Source organism: Paenibacillus ihumii (assembly GCF_001403875.1).
Taxonomy (GTDB): Bacteria; Bacillota; Bacilli; order Paenibacillales; family Paenibacillaceae; genus Fontibacillus; species Fontibacillus ihumii.
Map to the genome: position 1 here is coordinate 3811600 of NZ_LN884299.1, position 16472 is coordinate 3828071.

Sequence of the window (16472 nt, forward strand, 5' to 3'; positions counted from 1 at the left end):
ATAGCACTCTTTCTCCGTGAAGAGATTGAAAGATCCGCAACAAAGACAGGATTTCCAACATATCCAGACAGACTGCCTAGCGACTGACAATGGCACTACACAACGGAGTACCTCATGGCCTACACGATCGAGTACCTCCAGGCGCTACTCGAAGGAGTGCCCTCTGGCACTACACGACAGAGTGCCGTTAGCACTACACAACGGAGTGCCTTTATGGCCTACACGACGGGTACCTGCAGGCGCTACACGACGGAGTGCCCGCTGGCACTACATAACGGAGTGCCCGTTAGCACTACACAGCGGAGTGCCCGCTGGCGCTACTCGACGGAGTATCAGCTGGCACTACAAGCAGTGCATTTGGCCTTCAGCCTCGCCCCAAGGAACGGTATAGCCCTGCCCCTTGGCGCAAAATATAGACGACGAAGTGTACTCCGGATCTGCGTCCTTGTTATAGCCGATCCGCTCAATGACCTCCTGCTCATTATGGCATCGGTCATAGCCGGCGAACGCAAGGCTCAGCGTGCCCCTTCCTTGCGTGAAGGAAGCCAGCTCGCTGCCGTAATCCATAAAGGTAGCTACCGGTACAGTTCCCGTCAGAATCGCTTTGTCCCCTTCCGTGCGGGGAGCGTCACAGGTGCCGTGGGCCTGCTGCACGTCCGAGATCACGCGGCCAAGCTGATCCAGCTCCACCTTGATTTTGAATTGATAGTACGGCTCCAGCAGCAGATTCTTCGCTTTCTCCAGTCCTTGCCTTAACGCGCGATAGGTCGCTTCCCTGAAGTCTCCGCCGGACGTATGCTTATTATGGGCCCTCCCGGTGAGCAGGGTTACGACTACATCCGTAAGCGGCGAGCCCGTTAACAAGCCGTGATGCTCCCGTTCATATAGATGATGGCGTACAAGGTTCTGGTTTCCGACGGACAGATCATCGGCATGGCAGGCATTCTCGAAGCGGATGCCGCTGTTTCGCTCAGCCGGCTGCAAACGAAGATGCACCTCAGCATAATGCTTCAACGGTTCAAAGTGGCCGTAGCCGACTGTTTCTGTCCCGATGGTCTCCTTATACAAAATTTCCGGCTTATCAAAGGAGACGTTTATATCGAACCTCTCTTTGACGAGCTGTTCGAGCACCTCCAGCTGAATCCTTCCCATGACGTGAATATGGATCTCCTGCAGACTCTCCTCCCAGATCACATTCAAGGAGGGATCCTCGGCATTTAATATTTTGAAATATTGCAATGCCTCCTTCTTGTTCACGGCCGGCTCCAGGATCACCTTCGACTTCAGGGTCGGCACCATTTCGTACACGGCACCTTCCGTTAACTCCCCAAGCCCGTCGCCTACCGCAGCCATGGACAGACCAGTAACAGCAAACAGCTCGCCCGCCTCCACCCGTTCCACGGCTTTAAATTCACGGCCATTATACACACGGATCTGGGTTACCTTCTCGCTGATACGGTTCTCCGCAGCGCCGTAATGGAGAATATCCCGCACCTTTAACGTGCCGCTCAGCGCCTTGACAAAGGTAATTCTCGTCCCCTGCTCGTCATGGCGAATCCGATAGACGCGGCCGGCAAACGGCCCTTCGCTGGAATAATCGGTCACCGTCAGTTGATCCAGCTTCTGCAGGAAGCTCTCGATCCCGGTTCCTTGCAGCGCCGAGCCACAGGCATAGGGGAAGATTGTATTGTCCCGAATCAGGCGCTGCATTGCGGCAAGCCAGGCTTCCCTGTCGTAGCCGGCGTCCATATACTGCTCCAGAAGAGCTTCGTCTCGCTCAGCCAGAAACTCTGCCAGCTCCTCATTCATTTCGCCATCTTCGGCCAAGGCCTCCGTAATATCGCATACATCCACCGCAAATGTGCTTCGAATGTCCCGCACCACCTGTTGGACATCAGCCCCTACCCGGTCAATTTTATTGATAAAAAAGAAACAAGGAACACCGTGCTTGCGCAGAAGCTCCCATACGATCTCCGTCTGTCCTTCGATTCCCTCGACGGCGCTGATAATAATCACCGCATAATCCATCGCCTGAATGCCCCGCTCCATTTCGGGAGAGAAGTCGGCATGTCCCGGCGTATCGATGAGGTAATAATGAGATCCGCGGTAGCTGAACATCCCTTGATCCGTGAACACCGTGATCCCGCGCTGGCGCTCAATCTGATGGCTGTCCAGGAAAGCATCCTTATGATCAACGCGCCCCCGCTGCTTAATGCTTTTAGTATAGTAAAGAAGCTGTTCCGAGAAGGTCGTTTTCCCGGCGTCGACATGCGCCAATATCCCAATTGTCTTGTTCATTCGTTATCCACTCTCCGGGATTCATTCTACAATTTTATGCCTATCATTATAACAATTTTCATCAACAAAAAGAGCTATGCCGGATATAAAAATTCCCACATGCGATGATGCTGACCTTGCCATTCACGCTATCCTGGTTCCAGCCTAAATAGGCGGTAGAGCCTGTCCCGAAGCCGCTGTCCATCTTAACATCAACCACTTCAAAAAGAGCAGGATCAAATTCCAGCAAGGCTTGCACAGCATACAGGTCGGTGACATCTTCAGCCTGTAAAGTCACATCAAACGTGCCCCTGCGGCTGCATCGCCTGAAGCCCTCAATTGTAAGCCGCCTGGCGATTGTCCTTCAAAGGTGACGTGATCATAATATCCGATCATCATATTCCATGCTGATGGATACAAGGAAATGCGGGCTAATGCAGCTTGTTCTGGAGCAGCACCAGCAGCAAAAATATCAATCCATTCCTTTTGCGGCATGCCTTTAATAACCATGCCCGCTACTGTACTGATCTGGGCGCCGGACTTGTCAGTTCTACGGACTTGGCTCCAAGTACACCATGTGATATGGTTATTGGAAATATTTTGGGGGGAGGAAAGCATATGGGCATTAATAAATTGAATCCACTCCTGTTCAACATCCCTGAAAGTTTTGAGAGTAACCGGCTACTGATCCGCGCTCCGTTATGGGGGGGATGGAGCAGCGGTGAACGAGGCGGTTGCTGAAAGCATCGAACAATTGCGTCCTTGGATGCCTTGGGCCCGAAATATGCCTGCGCTCGAGGAGTCAGAGACAGATATCCGTCATGCCCGCCTGAGTTTTTTGGAGCGAAAGGATCTTCGATTGCTTCTAACGCTCAAAGAAACAGGCCAACTCGTTGGCTGCAGCGGCCTTCACCGGATTAACTGGGAGGCCCGAAAATTCGAAATCGGGTATTGGGTTCGCACTTCCTTCAGCAAGCAAGGCTTGATCACCGAGGCTGTGGATGCTATAACAAATTACGCCATCGAAGAGCTGCAGGCCAATCGTATTGAAATCCGCTGCGACGAACGCAATACCCCAAGCGCCAATGTGGCTAAGCGGCTGGGCTTTACCCTGGAAGGACTGCTGCGGAACGATTCATGCGGTACGGATGGGACATTAAGAAGCACGATGGTCTTCTCCAAAGTTCGGGGTGCAGAGTTTTAGAAGGCTGCCTTAATTCTACATGAAGCTGGTGCGTCAGAAATCACCCTTGGTGGTCGGACCCCAACATCGGCGAAAGCCAGCAGTTTTGTCTGTATAACGCCAAAAAGGAGCGCCCCAAGTCAGTTGCAGTGACTTTTGGGACAGCTCCTTCTCTATAAAGGTGCAGCTTCGCTCTACTCCTTTGTCCATTAGTCTTTGTACGGGTCGAACTCGTCCGCCCCGGCCATGCAGACGCCAATAGGCTTAAGCACATGCAGCACCTCAAGCGTCTCGCTGTGCGCATCCAGAACCTCCTGCAGCCTGCGGTAAACGAACGGACTCTCGTCCGTTCCAGCGCCGCGCAGCTCAACGCCGAAATCCCGGACCGCATCCAGCATTTGCTTCTGGGTAATCTGTCCGCCGCTGCGGGTTCGGGTCTTCCAGTTCATTCTGCCTGCCGCCTGCGTCCGGCTCATGATGCGCCCTGCTCCATGTACGGTGCTGTAATAAGCATCCCGGTTCTCCTCCGTGTCCTTTCCCCGGACGATGACGGAGATATCCCCCATGCTTCCGCCGATAAAGCCCAGCTGATCCGGCGCGGACGGCGTCGCCCCCTTGCGGACGACAACGACTTCTTTCTCGTTATGAATCTCCTTCCAGGCATAATTATGATGGTTATGCACCTCAAATTCAGCTTCCGCACCGAGAATGGATAACACCTCCCGTATCACGTAATCCCGCCCTGCATAGGCATAGCGGCCGGCCAGCTTCATCGCCCGGTAATACATCTCCCCCGCCTCGCTGCTAAGGTCCAGCAATAGCGGCGGCTGATCCATCGACTCTCCCGGCGCCTTATCCGTAAATCGCCGGCCCGCCGCAAGATTCATGAATCCGCTGGCCGTCTTGTGTCCAAAGCCGCGGCTCCCGAAATGATTGCCGACCCACAGCCGCCCGGTGGCAGGCTCTTCGAACAGGTCGACGAAATGGTTGCCGCTGCCTACCGTACCGAGTTGACTGCGGGCCAGCGCCTTAAGCTTGTCATGCTCCTGCTGGCCGAGGGCCCGGTAAACTGCCCAATCCGGATCGTCGAACAATTCGTGGTCCAGCCTGTCCTGATTGACCCGCCCCACCCCGAACGATATTCTTCTGGCGATCTCGTCCATGATCTGCCCGAGCCTCTGCCGAATGTCCTTGGCGTACAAGTTAGTGCGCACCGCCTTATTTCCGCAGGCGATATCATACCCTACGCCGGAAGGAGATATTTGCCCGTCATATACAACGACGCCGCCGATCGGCTGGCTGTAGCCTTTATGATGATCCGCCATCAGCAGAGACTGTACAACTTTCCCCGTCTTTGCGCACATTTTGGCTTGAGCTACCGCCCCTTGATCCGGCTTGCCCCACACGCGTACCCCATCTATATTTTGATAAGCCATGATGTTCCTCTCTCCTCTACATACTTCCACTATCTTTAATCCTTGAAGCTCTTGCTTCCGTTCCAACTACCGCTAACTTCGGGCTTGCCTCTCCTGCAGCCTTATCCCCATACTTCCCTTAACATGGACCGGAACAGTTCGTCGAGCTGATGGTCCTGTCCGTCCGCTGAGGCGGGCATCCCCTTTGCGGCCTGCTTGTAATATTGAAGCTTCTCCTCCAAGAACGCATTGATCGGACGGATTTGCGGCTCAAGGTCCATTTCATCGCCGGCTTTCTTTCGCGCCAGCAGGCTGTCGACCGCTTCCTTCAGCTCGCTTCCCGCAGGCAATAGCTCATCGGCCAACGCTGTGAATTCGATCGGCGGCATCGTACCGTATTTCTCGATCCAAATGCAGGCCAACACCGGCCGAAGCACATAGAAATACTTCTTGATCTTCACCTGCTCCCCTTGCAAATACTCCCGGTAGTTCCCCTCGGCCATATGCAAGTAATGATACATGCAGGATTTGGGTGAGAAGGTGAGCGGAGACAGGGCGCGGATTTGCTCTGCTGCCGAATAGTCCTCCATATAAACGATGGGCGATTGCAGCCACTCCATCAAGGGGGGATTGGATTTGCGGAACAAGTTCAGCGCCTTCTTCAAATCCCAGCCGTTAATATCGAGCAGCTCGCTAATCGGGCGCTCAATGACATCCCTTTTTGCAAAAATCGATAAATACCATTCTACCGGCCTGACATATATGAATCTTACATCATAATCGCTGTCCTTTGAAGGAAAGCCCCACGCGCGGCTTCCCGATTCGCAGGCATAAATAATGCGCACCTGCTCCTCCCTCTCCATTTGCCGCAGTTGAGCCAATATTTGCTGCCGCAGCTCAGTCATGTGCTTCTCTCCTTCCAAACGAATACTATATTCTATCTCTGTACATTGTTAGAATGCCTGAATCCAGGGAGCATGAACATGGCGGAAGTATTACAACGTAGATTTTCCACCCTTTCTTCCCTTATTCCTGCTACAATGGAATTTGCATATATGGGAAAAAGGGGGAATTCACGGCGATGGCCAAAGAAAGCTTCGATAAGGAGATTCAGTTTCTGCGCATGCTGGCACTCACGAGCGGGGCCTACAGCAGGCAGCAATTCGCAGAACGGCTCGGCATCTCCGTCCATACCTTCGATAAGACGCTGCGGCGGCTGAAGGAAATCGTCAGCTCCATGTACCAGCAGCTGCCGCAGGAACAGGGCAAGGAGTTCGCGGAGGCGATCCGCTTCAATTATTATGAATCAAGCGATCCGATGCTGCTCTTCCTCTTCCGCGCCAAATCCTTGAAGGAATCCGAATCGCACAGGTTTTCACTGCTGCTGGCCGCCTTGAGCGAGCAAGCCCTGACTGTAACAGAGCTGATGGATGTTTGCTCCAGCGGCCTCGATCCCAAGCTGCCCCTGCCTGACGAGAAGACGATTCGCTCCGATCTGAAATACCTCGAGGACGTCGGCGTTATCCATAAGGAGAACCCCGCGCGCCCCTACCGTTACCGCCTCCAGAATGATCTGGTTCACTCCCTATCGGAGGAAGAGCTTTACGATTTGTATGACTTCATCGATGTTATGGCCAATACGCAAGTGCCCTCGGTCCAAGGTTATCTCCTGCGCGATGGATTAAAAAAACATCTCCTTAGAAGCCAAGCCGAGAAGCATGCGATCGAGCCATTCTTATATAAGTATCATTTCCACTCGCGAATTCTCGACGAGGCCCATTTATTCCCCCTGCTCAGCGCCGTTCGAAACCGCCGCAAGGTGCAGTTTCTGTACTTCTCGCCGAAAGCGGAGAAAAGCTACACCTCCAAAAATACGAATCCGCTGTTCGAACGGGAATCCCGGGGCAGGATAGTACATACCCTTCCTCTTAAGGTGGTCTATGACCACCAGTACGGCCGGTGGTATCTGCTGTCGAGCGGCAGAGAGGGCATCCGGAAGTACCGGATGGAAGGAATCACACAGCTCGAAGAGACGGAAGCCGTCTCCCCGGATGTCTTCGAGGCTAGGCGGATCGAGCTGGAGGAAAGACTCCGGTACAGCTGGCTGATTGACACTGGACGTCCCGTCAAGGTCCGGGCCCGCTTCTTCAACCCGGGCAGCTTTGAGCCGAATTTCGTCAAGGAACGGGTGCTGCTGCAGGGGCAATGGGGAGAGATCGCGGATGAAGACGACCACTCCTTCATCTATGAAATCACCGTCAATGGAACGACGGAAATCAAGCCGTGGCTGCGAAGCTTCGGATCGAGCTGCGAAATTCTCGAGCCCGCCTATTTCCGGCAGCAAATGATCGACGAGTGGAAGGAGATTCAAGCCTACTATGAATCTGTTTGAGAAAATTTTCAATTATCAGATCATCTCCAGGCTGGAGAATTCGGGCACTTTCATGATTACCTCGCAGGAGCGGGCATGGCTGAAGACGATGCTTCAGCATCCCGCGGCGGCAGAAGCCTTCACTCCCGAGACGAAGGAGAAGCTGCTTGGCCTGCTTCATCAGAACGCTAGCATGGACGTCTCCGAGCACCTTATCCAGAAGGCCTGCAGCCAGGAGAAGCAGGTATACCATCCCCTGCTAAGGACGATGCGCCGATATATCTCTCAGCGCAGCGGCATACGCCTCACCTACGAGCTCAAGAACGGACGCGCGCGGACGGAGCATTCCGGGTTCCCCTACAAGCTGGAATACTCCATGGTCAAGAGAGAATGGTATCTGCTCTGGTATCATCTTCGGCAGCGCTCGCTCATGAGCACAAGACTGAGCAAAATCAAGAATGCGGCACCCGAACCGATGGAGCCGGGAGATGCAGAGAGCATTCTGGACAAGATCCACCAGACACTGGAATCACGCAAAACCGAGGCCGAAATCGAAATTGTGCAGGCCTATAATAGCGAATTGTCACGCATCCTCTATGCCTTCTCCTGCTTTGAGAAGGATGTCCATTATAATGCCGACACCGACACTTATCGCGTCAAGCTCCGCATACCCGGCGACGAGGCGGAATATTTACTCTCCAAGATTCGATTTCTCGGCAAAAGGGTGAGAGTCGTGGAAGGGAATTACTTGAAGAGACGCATGCTGGAGTCATCGACAATGGCGCTGGAGAGGTACGGCCTCGTTCCTGCCAAGAAGGAGCTGACTTCGCAGACAATAGAAGAGAATAGCAAAACAATAGCAAGGCAATAGCGTGGCAATAGCATGGCGACAGCACTGCATTAGCAAGGCAATAGCATGGCGACAGCATTGCATTAGCAAGGCAATAGCTAAGAGGCTGTCCCAAAAGTAAACTTTGGAACACCCCAATGAGTTGATTTTCGATGCTAATCTATACGTTTTACGTTGTATCCCGGCTTGAGTTGACCGTTTCGCATGTGTTCTTCTTTCATTCGCCTAAATGTAGCGTCATGGTCCGTTTTGCTGTAGCTGTTTCTCGCACCTAACCTAGTATCACCTGTTGTGTCTCATACTTCTGAAGGCGAGGAAGCATGTCCTCTCGGAACGTCCGTACCGCCTTCTTAAGCAGCTTGTCCTTTGACTTGTGCTTTGACTTGTCATTCGGCTTGTGCTTTGACTTGTGCTTCAAGCGCTCTTCCAATTGCTTGATGGCTTGCTCCAGCTTTTCACTAGCTGATCTTTCAGAAAGATGTATAGGATGTTTACCTCATTACGTCAAAGTTAGATAAAGAAGAATTAAAGCATGCCTATCGCTTGCATTGCATGCAGTTGAAGGGTTAGTTCTTACGCCGAGCATGAATCGAGGATTTCTCGTTCTAAATGGATTTATAGTAGTTAGTTTCTGCGGCAAAGAAAGAAAGGTAGATTTAAATGGATTTCATGTTGTTATAAAAAGGAAGATGGCCATCATAGGCTAGTTCCCTGATTCTAGATACATAAAATCCATTTAATCCACCAGAACATTCATTTAGAGCAAAATTAAATACATGAATTCCATCTAGTGATCGTGTTCGACAGCTTATATAACATGAGCCAAAGAATGAGACTTAGTGTTCAGTTCGATAACTTATATAACCTAAACCAAAGAATGCGACTTTAGTGTTCAGTTCGATAACTTTTATAACCTAAACCAAAGAATGCGACTTTAGTGTTCAGTTCGACAGCTTATTTAACGTAAGTCAAAGAATAGGATTTTAGTGATCGAGTTCGACAACTTACATATGGTGAGCTAAAGAATAGGATGCAGGCAAGGGTGAAATTGATTCCAGCAGAAATGATTCCATTCCATAGAATTTGATTCCATAGAATTTGATTCTATAGAATTTGATTCCGCAAAAAATGATTCCACAGAAACAGATCAGCAGAAACAGATTCTGCAGAAACAAGACAGCTTTCTAAAAAGAAAGGGGCGCTCCTCAATCATCTAGGATGACTTCTGGAACTACCCCTTTAAAATCATTTTCTATGAGATTAACCCTATCCGTTAAACAATAACTCTGCGTCCCGAATTTCGAGACAAATGATCCGTCGGATGATCGTCAAACGATTTGCCTGCGGGAACCGCCCTTTCTTTCCCCCATGCACGAATGGAGTCAATTTGCTCGGGACTCGTCTGGGACAAAGGAACGACATTGGTAAAGTTGTTAATGAACGTTTCCTCCGTAACGGTGTCATCCCCTTTAACAAACGCCTGCTTGACAACATCCCGGACCGCCGCTTCGATATCCGCCCCTGCAAACCCCTCGGACAGCCGGACCAGCTTCTCCATTAATTCCGGCTCGATATCGCGTCTTAAGCCTTTGCGCACATAGATGCGAATAATCTCTTCTCTTTCCTTGGCCGTTGGCAGATCGACAAAGAACAGCTCATCGAATCTACCGCGGCGAAGCAGCTCTGGCGGTAATTTGGAGACATCGTTTGCCGTAGCAACGACGAATACTCTGGCCAAGCTCTCCTGAAGCCAGTACAGGAACTGCCCTACCAGCCTTGTAGAGGTCCCTCCATCGCCTCCGCCGATGGCACCGGCCAGCCCCTTCTCTATCTCATCGATCCATAGCACGCAAGGCGCAACATGATCAGCAGTAGAGAGAGCCTCCTTCAGTCTTGATTCGCTTTGCCCCAGGTACTGGCCATGTATGGTGGACAAATCCAGCCGATATAACGGAAGATTCCAGAGAGAAGCAATTGCCTTGGCTGAAAGTGATTTCCCGCATCCGGGCACCCCAACCAATAGAATCCCGCGAGGAGGGCGGATTCCGCGCTCTCGCAAATCGGCTGTAAGCAGCTGTTCATTGGCCTCCAGCCACAATTTTAACCCCTCAAGCCCGCCGACCTGATAATCCTCGCGCACCTTAACCCGTTCTATTCCGGAGATATCGGCGAATATCCGATCTTTGGCATGCATGAGCTCCTTCAAATCTTCGTTGGTAATGGAACCATTCGCCAATAGAGTGGCAATAACATTCTCCGCTTCAATCTGACTGATGCCCGCCAGAATTGCAGCGGCCTGCTTCTCCTCCGCCTCCCCCCATTGGATTGGAATTTCACTGCGGTAAGGCGATATTTGCTCCTGAATAATATGCAGCATTTCATCCTCATTCGGAGGATCCAGCGTCACGGACATCCCATGACGTTGCAGCGGCCCCCAAATCGGCTTATTCGTAATAATAATTACACTGCCGCCCGTTTCCGTTGCCAGCATCACGACATCCTGCAGCTGCCGGGCCATTTGAGTATCGTCTTCGATGTCCTGCACCTCGGTAAATATAAACGTCAGGTTCTGCTGTTGACCAATTTTTTGGGTAGCAAAATCAAGCCCGCCAATGACTGAACGATCATCGCTGACTAGGCGGTTACTGGCAATATCCCTCATTCCTTGAGATAAGGTATGATAGAAGATCGAGATCCCAAGCTTTTGCGCAAGTTGATTTAAAGCCGTTAGCGCTCGGGTGCGTTCAGAGGTCCGGATAGATATAAAAGGAATTCTGGCCTTCAAATATTGTTCCAACGTTTTAAGGCAGCTATTGAAATCATTCATTTAAACAGCACCCTTCTTCTGGTTGTAGTAAAAGGTTTAGGTTGATGATCATTCGATGGGCTGCTAGCCTGGGGGGGCTTTGCCACCTCAGGATTATTATAATTTAGCAGCGAGTTATTCTTAATCAATATTCGCAGCCTTCCGCTCCGGTCTGCTTTTGCACTGTCCTCAAGCGACTTTTGCGTATCCTGAACATACTGCGCGTGAATATGGATAAACGAGGTCCGCACTTCCTCGGGGAACACCTGCAGCCGGCACATTCGCTCCAGAAATCCAAATCTGCGGCGCGCGTTCATTATCGCTACTACGATTGCCGCCTCACTGCCGTCACTTCGGTTTAGTTCCTTCTGAAAGCTCTGAACCGTTTGATGAAGTCTTTCTTCTAATACTTCGAACACTAGGCGGGTTATTTTCTCGGCAACGCCTGCCGTCCATTCCAATGTCCCGGACTCCAATTTAAGAAGCGTTTCTTCCTCATCTTCGCCCTGCTTCAGCTGATATAGCAAATCCGACCATTCTTTATATGTCCTTGGATAAGTCATAGGAACTTATTGCTCCTTCTCTTAATCAAAGCAGCCGGCGGCTTCAAATCCCATTCCGGAAATTGCGAAGCCAACACTTCGTTAGTAGTGATTTTCTGGATTTCTTCCAAGCTCTTTTCAAACTTCTCTTCCGCTTGCTCCGGCTTGTGAGAATTTCTATTTACAATAAACGGCTTTGATTCTTCCATAGGTTAAGCACCTCACTTAAGAAGTAATAACGGAACGCGCAGTATCATGACTCGAGAAAGCATATTTCTCAGGCGATATCCCCTGCAGAAATTCACCTATTTTGACTGCCTTCTGATCCTCTTCTTCATACGCTCTCCGGTAATCAACTACATCGGCCAATACAGCACGCAGTATATCCTTACAGCTGGCTAACAGCTGTTCATGGTCACTTGCAATTTTCGCTCTGGCTTTCGAAATCCGATGCTTGGCAACAAAGAAATAAATAATCAACGCTGCGCTAACCACAAAAAGGAACGGCATACCGATCCCCATAAAAATAAAGATGACACCTGCTGCCAATGCTCCCCATTCCTTGAAGCCAAGCCGGGCTCTCTTCAAGGCCTGGAGCTTCCTATTCTCCATATGCTCGGACAAATGATCCGTCAATTCCTGTTCATTGTCGCCATTGCGGGTAGTTCCTGTCCAGCTGTCAATAGCCAATTCAATATCAATCGGTACGTTCAGCCTGTTCTCTGCGGTCAAGTCATCATGAGCGTGGCCGATCCATTCCTTCGACAGAGCAAGCGACAGCTTCTGCGTCGCCAGCGACGCTTTGGACACCTCAGGGTACATAGCGAAGTTGGTCAACAATTGCGTGAAGGAAACCCGCTCTTCCAGCAGCTTCTCGGAATCAAAGCGCGACTGGGCCAATGCGCGATCGCCGTCGGCTTCAACAATCAGTGACAGCAGTCTTTCATCCTTGCGAAGCGGAAGCTCCTCCTCATCAAATTGAGTAACGAGCGTATCCAGCAGCGCATCTACAGCAAATGCTATGCTCTTGGCCGGTACGATTTCTTTCGCAAATATGTTTGTAAAATAACTATGGATAATATCATGCAGCCTAGCACCTTCCAGCGACTGCTCAAGATTTCCCCAAGTCGGGCTATATTTCCGCAGGTATGGATAGGATTGTTCGTCCAGACGCTCTGCTTTGGATTTAAGAGCCTGTTTCCATTGCTCGCGCTGTTCTTCAACAAACCCGGCTTTTGGGGAGAGCTCTTCAATCCAGGCTTCGATTTGCTTCCCGCATTTATTTCTTGCTTCAGGGCCAAACACCCCGTTAGCAAAACCGTCTATCAGAATAACGACTTCCCTTTCGAGCTCATGAGGATCCTGTAAGCCCAGGTACCGGTCCAGCCACTCCCGGCTTGCTTTATAACGAGCTCCCCTCCTAGTAACAAGCGCAAAAAAAAGAGACGTCTTCTCATCGTTGCGGCGAAGCCCTTCCATCATAGCCCGTTCTGCAAGATCCTTATTATCATTCAACCATGCAGCCAATGCTATGAGACAAGGTGCAAGCCAGTAACGCGGAGCCGCCAGCAACTGCTCCTCCGAGGCGTCCTCGATCGTTTCTTTCTTTACAAGACTAGCGTCTACAGCCTGTAAAATACCTACCGCCCGTCTTCTCACGTCATTATAATGGCCAAATTTATTCTCAAGCTCTTGCCTTACTTTGACAAGCCTGGTTTCTGCCAGTTGGAGGTTTTTGGATAGCTGATCTTTATGTACAAACTCCCTAAATTCGTTCACCAGCTGCTCGATTCGGCTTTGTGCCTCCAGCACCTCTTGACTTACCTCTTGAACCTCACGGCTTACCTCTTGGACCTGATTTGAGACAACGATAATATTATTCTCTAATTGCCCCAGTCCCCGTTCGATTCGGCTCAAATTCGCCTGCGAAATTACGCGATCCGACAATTCAGTCACCCCTTGATTATAGATACATTTCCTGCACTAGTTACCGCACATATAGCATTGGAGAAAACTTCAACATAGGCATAGCCCGGATGAAGAGCTATGCTTCTCCCTCGTTCCATTCCGGCAGGCAGTGCCTGGCCCACTTTGTAATGCTCAACAATTTCCAATGCTACATCTAGGGTATGTACTTCATATGGCGCTCCTAAATAACATTTGGAAATAATGCCGATTGGAAATTGGTGGGGCTGCAGCTCTGGAAACTCACTCGCAATAGCCTGAATCAGATCCTGAATAACCTGTTGGCTGCAGACAGCCCCGCCAGCATCTAATTTCGTCATGGCTTCCGTGTAAACATCCGATCGTTTGGAGCGGAGCCTTTTCTCCAGCGCTGCTCCAGACAGCTCGATATTCGGTCGAGTTATGGTCGCGGTCTTCAGAATTTGCTCCGTATTCGTTTTGGGCTGGACATTTAACAGTGGTCGTCGCAAGTTGCCACCCTCTTTCATATATGTAATCGCTAACGCCTAGTAAAATAGGACCACAAGTTTTCCATATTTTAAGTATATTGATAGTGTCGAAGGAAGTAAACATGAATATAATCCTGTAGAAAAACTTAAGAAAGATGTCGAAATCTCGACATCTTTACAATACCATCATCGCAGATAGACCGCAGCTGCTCCTTGTGTATGCATTTACAGAGGAATGCTTCAATTCTATTTGGTTTCCAAGCAATTGCAATTACCTTACGGCGTCAAAAAATCCGCGATGGCCTCCACCGTTTGCCGCTGCTGCTCTTCCCTGGTGATCAGCGCTGTCCCGTCTCCATCCTGCTCCCCGTAATTGCCGAAGTAGGCGTGATTTCCGCCTTCAATAACATACTGGTTTGGAGTGTCTTCCAGCTTGTCCGTATTCAGGATCATATCCTCACTGCCATATATAGCGAGCGTCGGAAGCTCGGCAGCGCCTACGGGATAAGCGCCGAGCAGAATCATCCCTTCTAATCTGCCGGTATTCTTGCCGGCATAGCTGCTCGCCATCGCTCCGCCCAAGGAATGCCCGCCGATATACCAGTGCTTCACCTCCGGAAGCTGCCCGAATACGCGGTCTGCGGCATTCATGTCAAATACCGCCAAATTAAAGGGCATTTGCATTAGTACGCAGGTTATCCCTTGCTGAGACAACTGTTTTAACAGCGGGGCGTATGCGGCTGCTTCTACCTTGCCTCCAGGGTAGAAGATCAGGGCCGTGTCGCTGGCCTGCTGCTCCGGGTAGAAAATCCACATTTTATCCTTGGTAACAATGCTGTTCTCTTCGCCAGCCATAGCTTGCACCGCCGCTTCATCCGCCCGATAGTAATCGAGGGTATAGATATAAAATGCACCTGCGGCAAGGAGCAACGATGCGAAGACGATGGTTGCCGCGATCTTGAGCCGTTTTTTTACTTTCGGTGGCATGGGCATGGTTAACCTCCTCTTATTTGCGTTAGCTTATTGATACAAAAGTGCAGGAATCCTCGTAGCAAAAAGGCTTGCCCCTTAAAACTACGGAAAACTCCTGCACACATTACATGGCCCCTTAAATGAACTGGAGTCCTTCTCTGCAATAAACAAAACAACGGATTGTTGACTCTGGATGGCCAGGATCAGATAACTGATCAGACAACTGATCAGACAACTAGATGTATTTCCTGCAGTTAGTTCGTCGGTTTTGGCCATGTTAGAAGGAACTAACTGCAAAACTGGACTTCTGTCAAGAAAGTGGACACCTATTAAGTGAAAGTTTATGCCGTCTCCTTCTTGAATTGCGCAGCAAATTGAACCGGCGACAAATAGCCGATTGAACCGTGGATTCGTTTGCGGTTGTAGAAAAATTCAATGTACCTGTAAATGGTCTCGTAAGCCTGTTGTTTGGTCTTGAACTTCGTTCTGTAGATGAGTTCTTTTTTCAAAATGCTGTGAAATGACTCGATACAAGCGTTATCATAGCAATTCCCTTTACGACTCATGCTAACCTTCATGGAATATGATTCAATCTTGTCGCGGTACTCCTTCGATGCGTACTGTGAACCGCGATCGGAATGGTGAAGCAATCCTTTATCTGGTTTTTTCGCATCATATGCGGCTTCTAGAGCATCTAAGACAAGTTCTGTAGTCATCCGGCCGTAAAGCCGCCAACCCACGATCTCGCGTGTGCACAGATCCATCAGACTAGCCAAGTACAGCCGTCCTTCTCGGCAGGGGATGTAGGTAATATCCGCAACCCACACTTTGTTCGGTTCAGATACGGCAAAGTTCTGGTCCAGCTCGTTGGGAGCAATGGGTGAGTCATGATTGGAATCGGTCGTCTGCACCTTAAATTTACGGGAGACACAAGAACGCAACCCCAGTTCTTTCATGTAGATGCTAACTGTGCGCTCCGCGATCTGGATACGTTCTTTCCACAGCATTCGGGTAATCTTAGGACTGCCGTAGCGTTCCTCGGAGTCATGAAAATGATACATGACCCTCTCCAGAACCTTCGCCTTTCGAAGTTTCTGCTCGCTAGGCAATGCCTTTTGCCACTTGTAGAAGCCACTCCGAGACACTTGTAAAACCTTGCACATCTTCTCCACCGGAAACTCGGAGCGATGTTCTTTGATGAATTGGAACCTCAGTTCCTTTCTTTGCTGAAGATGTGCAGCGCCTTTTTTAATATAGCGAGTTCTTCCTGGAGATCTTGATTTTCCCGCTCCTTCTCTTGATTCTCCAGTTCCTTTTTACGCAGTTGTTGTTCGAGTTGACGCACTCTCTCCGGTGTGACTAAAGATTCCAGCTGGATATCATCACGGTAAAGTGCTTTCCAGTTATGCAACACACCCGCAGATATACCGAGTTCTTCGGCCAACTGCGACATTGACTTACTTTGCTCTAAAATATACTTCACTGTCTGCTTCTTAAACTCTTCACTGTAACTATTACGTTCCATCCGGACATCTCTCCCTTAAGGATTATTATCTAGGTTCACTTAAGGACTGTCCACTTTTTATTCTAGCTGCAAACCTACATTTAGTTTCAAGCTATTTTCCACGAATTCGTTCGATTC

General features: G+C 50.1%; 15 protein-coding genes and 1 pseudogene. 3 read left to right on the top strand and 13 right to left on the bottom strand.

What is annotated here, in order from left to right; all coding sequences use genetic code 11:
- Positions 1-342: 342 nt before the first annotated feature.
- The 3 genes from BN2762_RS24350 to BN2762_RS27110 form a co-directional block, all read right to left on the bottom strand.
- On the bottom strand, positions 343-2298 hold the full coding sequence (locus BN2762_RS24350; RefSeq protein ID WP_055109419.1) for a GTP-binding protein: 1956 nt from the start codon (positions 2296-2298) through the stop codon (positions 343-345).
- 61 nt (positions 2299-2359) lie between these two features.
- Positions 2360-2575 (bottom strand): cohesin domain-containing protein, encoded by a 216-nt coding sequence (locus tag BN2762_RS24355; RefSeq protein WP_055109421.1) that lies wholly within the window; start codon positions 2573-2575, stop codon positions 2360-2362.
- Complete coding sequence (locus BN2762_RS27110; RefSeq protein WP_187386579.1) at positions 2572-2787, bottom strand: hypothetical protein; 216 nt, start codon at positions 2785-2787, stop codon at positions 2572-2574. Before BN2762_RS27110 ends, BN2762_RS24355 begins: the two co-directional genes overlap by 4 nt.
- Positions 2788-2895: 108 nt before the next feature.
- Between BN2762_RS27110 and BN2762_RS24365 the strand changes: the two are divergent.
- Positions 2896-3481, top strand: a pseudogene (locus BN2762_RS24365) (GNAT family N-acetyltransferase).
- A 188-nt stretch (positions 3482-3669) separates the two neighbouring features.
- Here BN2762_RS24365 and BN2762_RS24370 read toward each other — a convergent pair.
- Together BN2762_RS24370 and BN2762_RS24375 are read right to left on the bottom strand one after the other, a co-directional pair.
- Positions 3670-4896, bottom strand: coding sequence for an RtcB family protein (locus tag BN2762_RS24370; protein WP_055109425.1), 1227 nt, complete (start codon positions 4894-4896; stop codon positions 3670-3672).
- A gap of 101 nt (positions 4897-4997) precedes the next feature.
- Positions 4998-5780, bottom strand: a complete 783-nt coding sequence (locus tag BN2762_RS24375; protein ID WP_055109427.1) for a nucleotidyltransferase domain-containing protein — start codon at positions 5778-5780, stop codon at positions 4998-5000.
- A gap of 176 nt (positions 5781-5956) precedes the next feature.
- Here BN2762_RS24375 and BN2762_RS24380 point away from each other — a divergent pair, with 176 nt between their 5' ends.
- Both BN2762_RS24380 and BN2762_RS24385 read left to right on the top strand, forming a co-directional pair.
- Positions 5957-7267, top strand: a complete 1311-nt coding sequence (locus BN2762_RS24380; RefSeq protein ID WP_055109429.1) for a helix-turn-helix transcriptional regulator — start codon at positions 5957-5959, stop codon at positions 7265-7267.
- A complete protein-coding gene (locus BN2762_RS24385) occupies positions 7254-8117 on the top strand; it encodes a WYL domain-containing protein (RefSeq protein ID WP_055109430.1) in 864 nt (287 codons plus the stop codon). The genes BN2762_RS24380 and BN2762_RS24385 overlap by 14 nt, the downstream gene beginning before the upstream one ends.
- Before the next feature lie 1252 nt (positions 8118-9369).
- Here the strand turns inward: BN2762_RS24385 and BN2762_RS24390 are convergent.
- From BN2762_RS24390 to BN2762_RS27965, 8 genes are all read right to left on the bottom strand, one after another.
- Complete coding sequence (locus BN2762_RS24390) at positions 9370-10923, bottom strand: AAA family ATPase (RefSeq protein ID WP_055109432.1); 1554 nt, start codon at positions 10921-10923, stop codon at positions 9370-9372.
- Complete coding sequence (locus BN2762_RS24395) at positions 10920-11465, bottom strand: hypothetical protein (RefSeq protein WP_055109435.1); 546 nt, start codon at positions 11463-11465, stop codon at positions 10920-10922. The genes BN2762_RS24390 and BN2762_RS24395 overlap by 4 nt, the downstream gene beginning before the upstream one ends.
- Positions 11462-11653, bottom strand: a complete 192-nt coding sequence (locus BN2762_RS24400) for a hypothetical protein (RefSeq protein ID WP_055109437.1) — start codon at positions 11651-11653, stop codon at positions 11462-11464. The genes BN2762_RS24395 and BN2762_RS24400 overlap by 4 nt, the downstream gene beginning before the upstream one ends.
- A 16-nt stretch (positions 11654-11669) precedes the next feature.
- Positions 11670-13400, bottom strand: a complete 1731-nt coding sequence (locus BN2762_RS24405; RefSeq protein WP_230202590.1) for a hypothetical protein — start codon at positions 13398-13400, stop codon at positions 11670-11672.
- Positions 13397-13879, bottom strand: coding sequence for a hypothetical protein (locus BN2762_RS24410; protein ID WP_055109442.1), 483 nt, complete (start codon positions 13877-13879; stop codon positions 13397-13399). Before BN2762_RS24410 ends, BN2762_RS24405 begins: the two co-directional genes overlap by 4 nt.
- A 255-nt stretch (positions 13880-14134) precedes the next feature.
- Positions 14135-14845 (bottom strand): alpha/beta hydrolase, encoded by a 711-nt coding sequence (locus tag BN2762_RS24415; protein ID WP_187386580.1) that lies wholly within the window; start codon positions 14843-14845, stop codon positions 14135-14137.
- 326 nt (positions 14846-15171) lie between these two features.
- A complete protein-coding gene (locus BN2762_RS24420; protein ID WP_222861019.1) occupies positions 15172-16083 on the bottom strand; it encodes an IS3 family transposase in 912 nt (303 codons plus the stop codon).
- On the bottom strand, positions 16041-16355 hold the full coding sequence (locus BN2762_RS27965) for a transposase (protein ID WP_055105575.1): 315 nt from the start codon (positions 16353-16355) through the stop codon (positions 16041-16043). The genes BN2762_RS24420 and BN2762_RS27965 overlap by 43 nt, the downstream gene beginning before the upstream one ends.
- Positions 16356-16472: the final 117 nt, after the last annotated feature.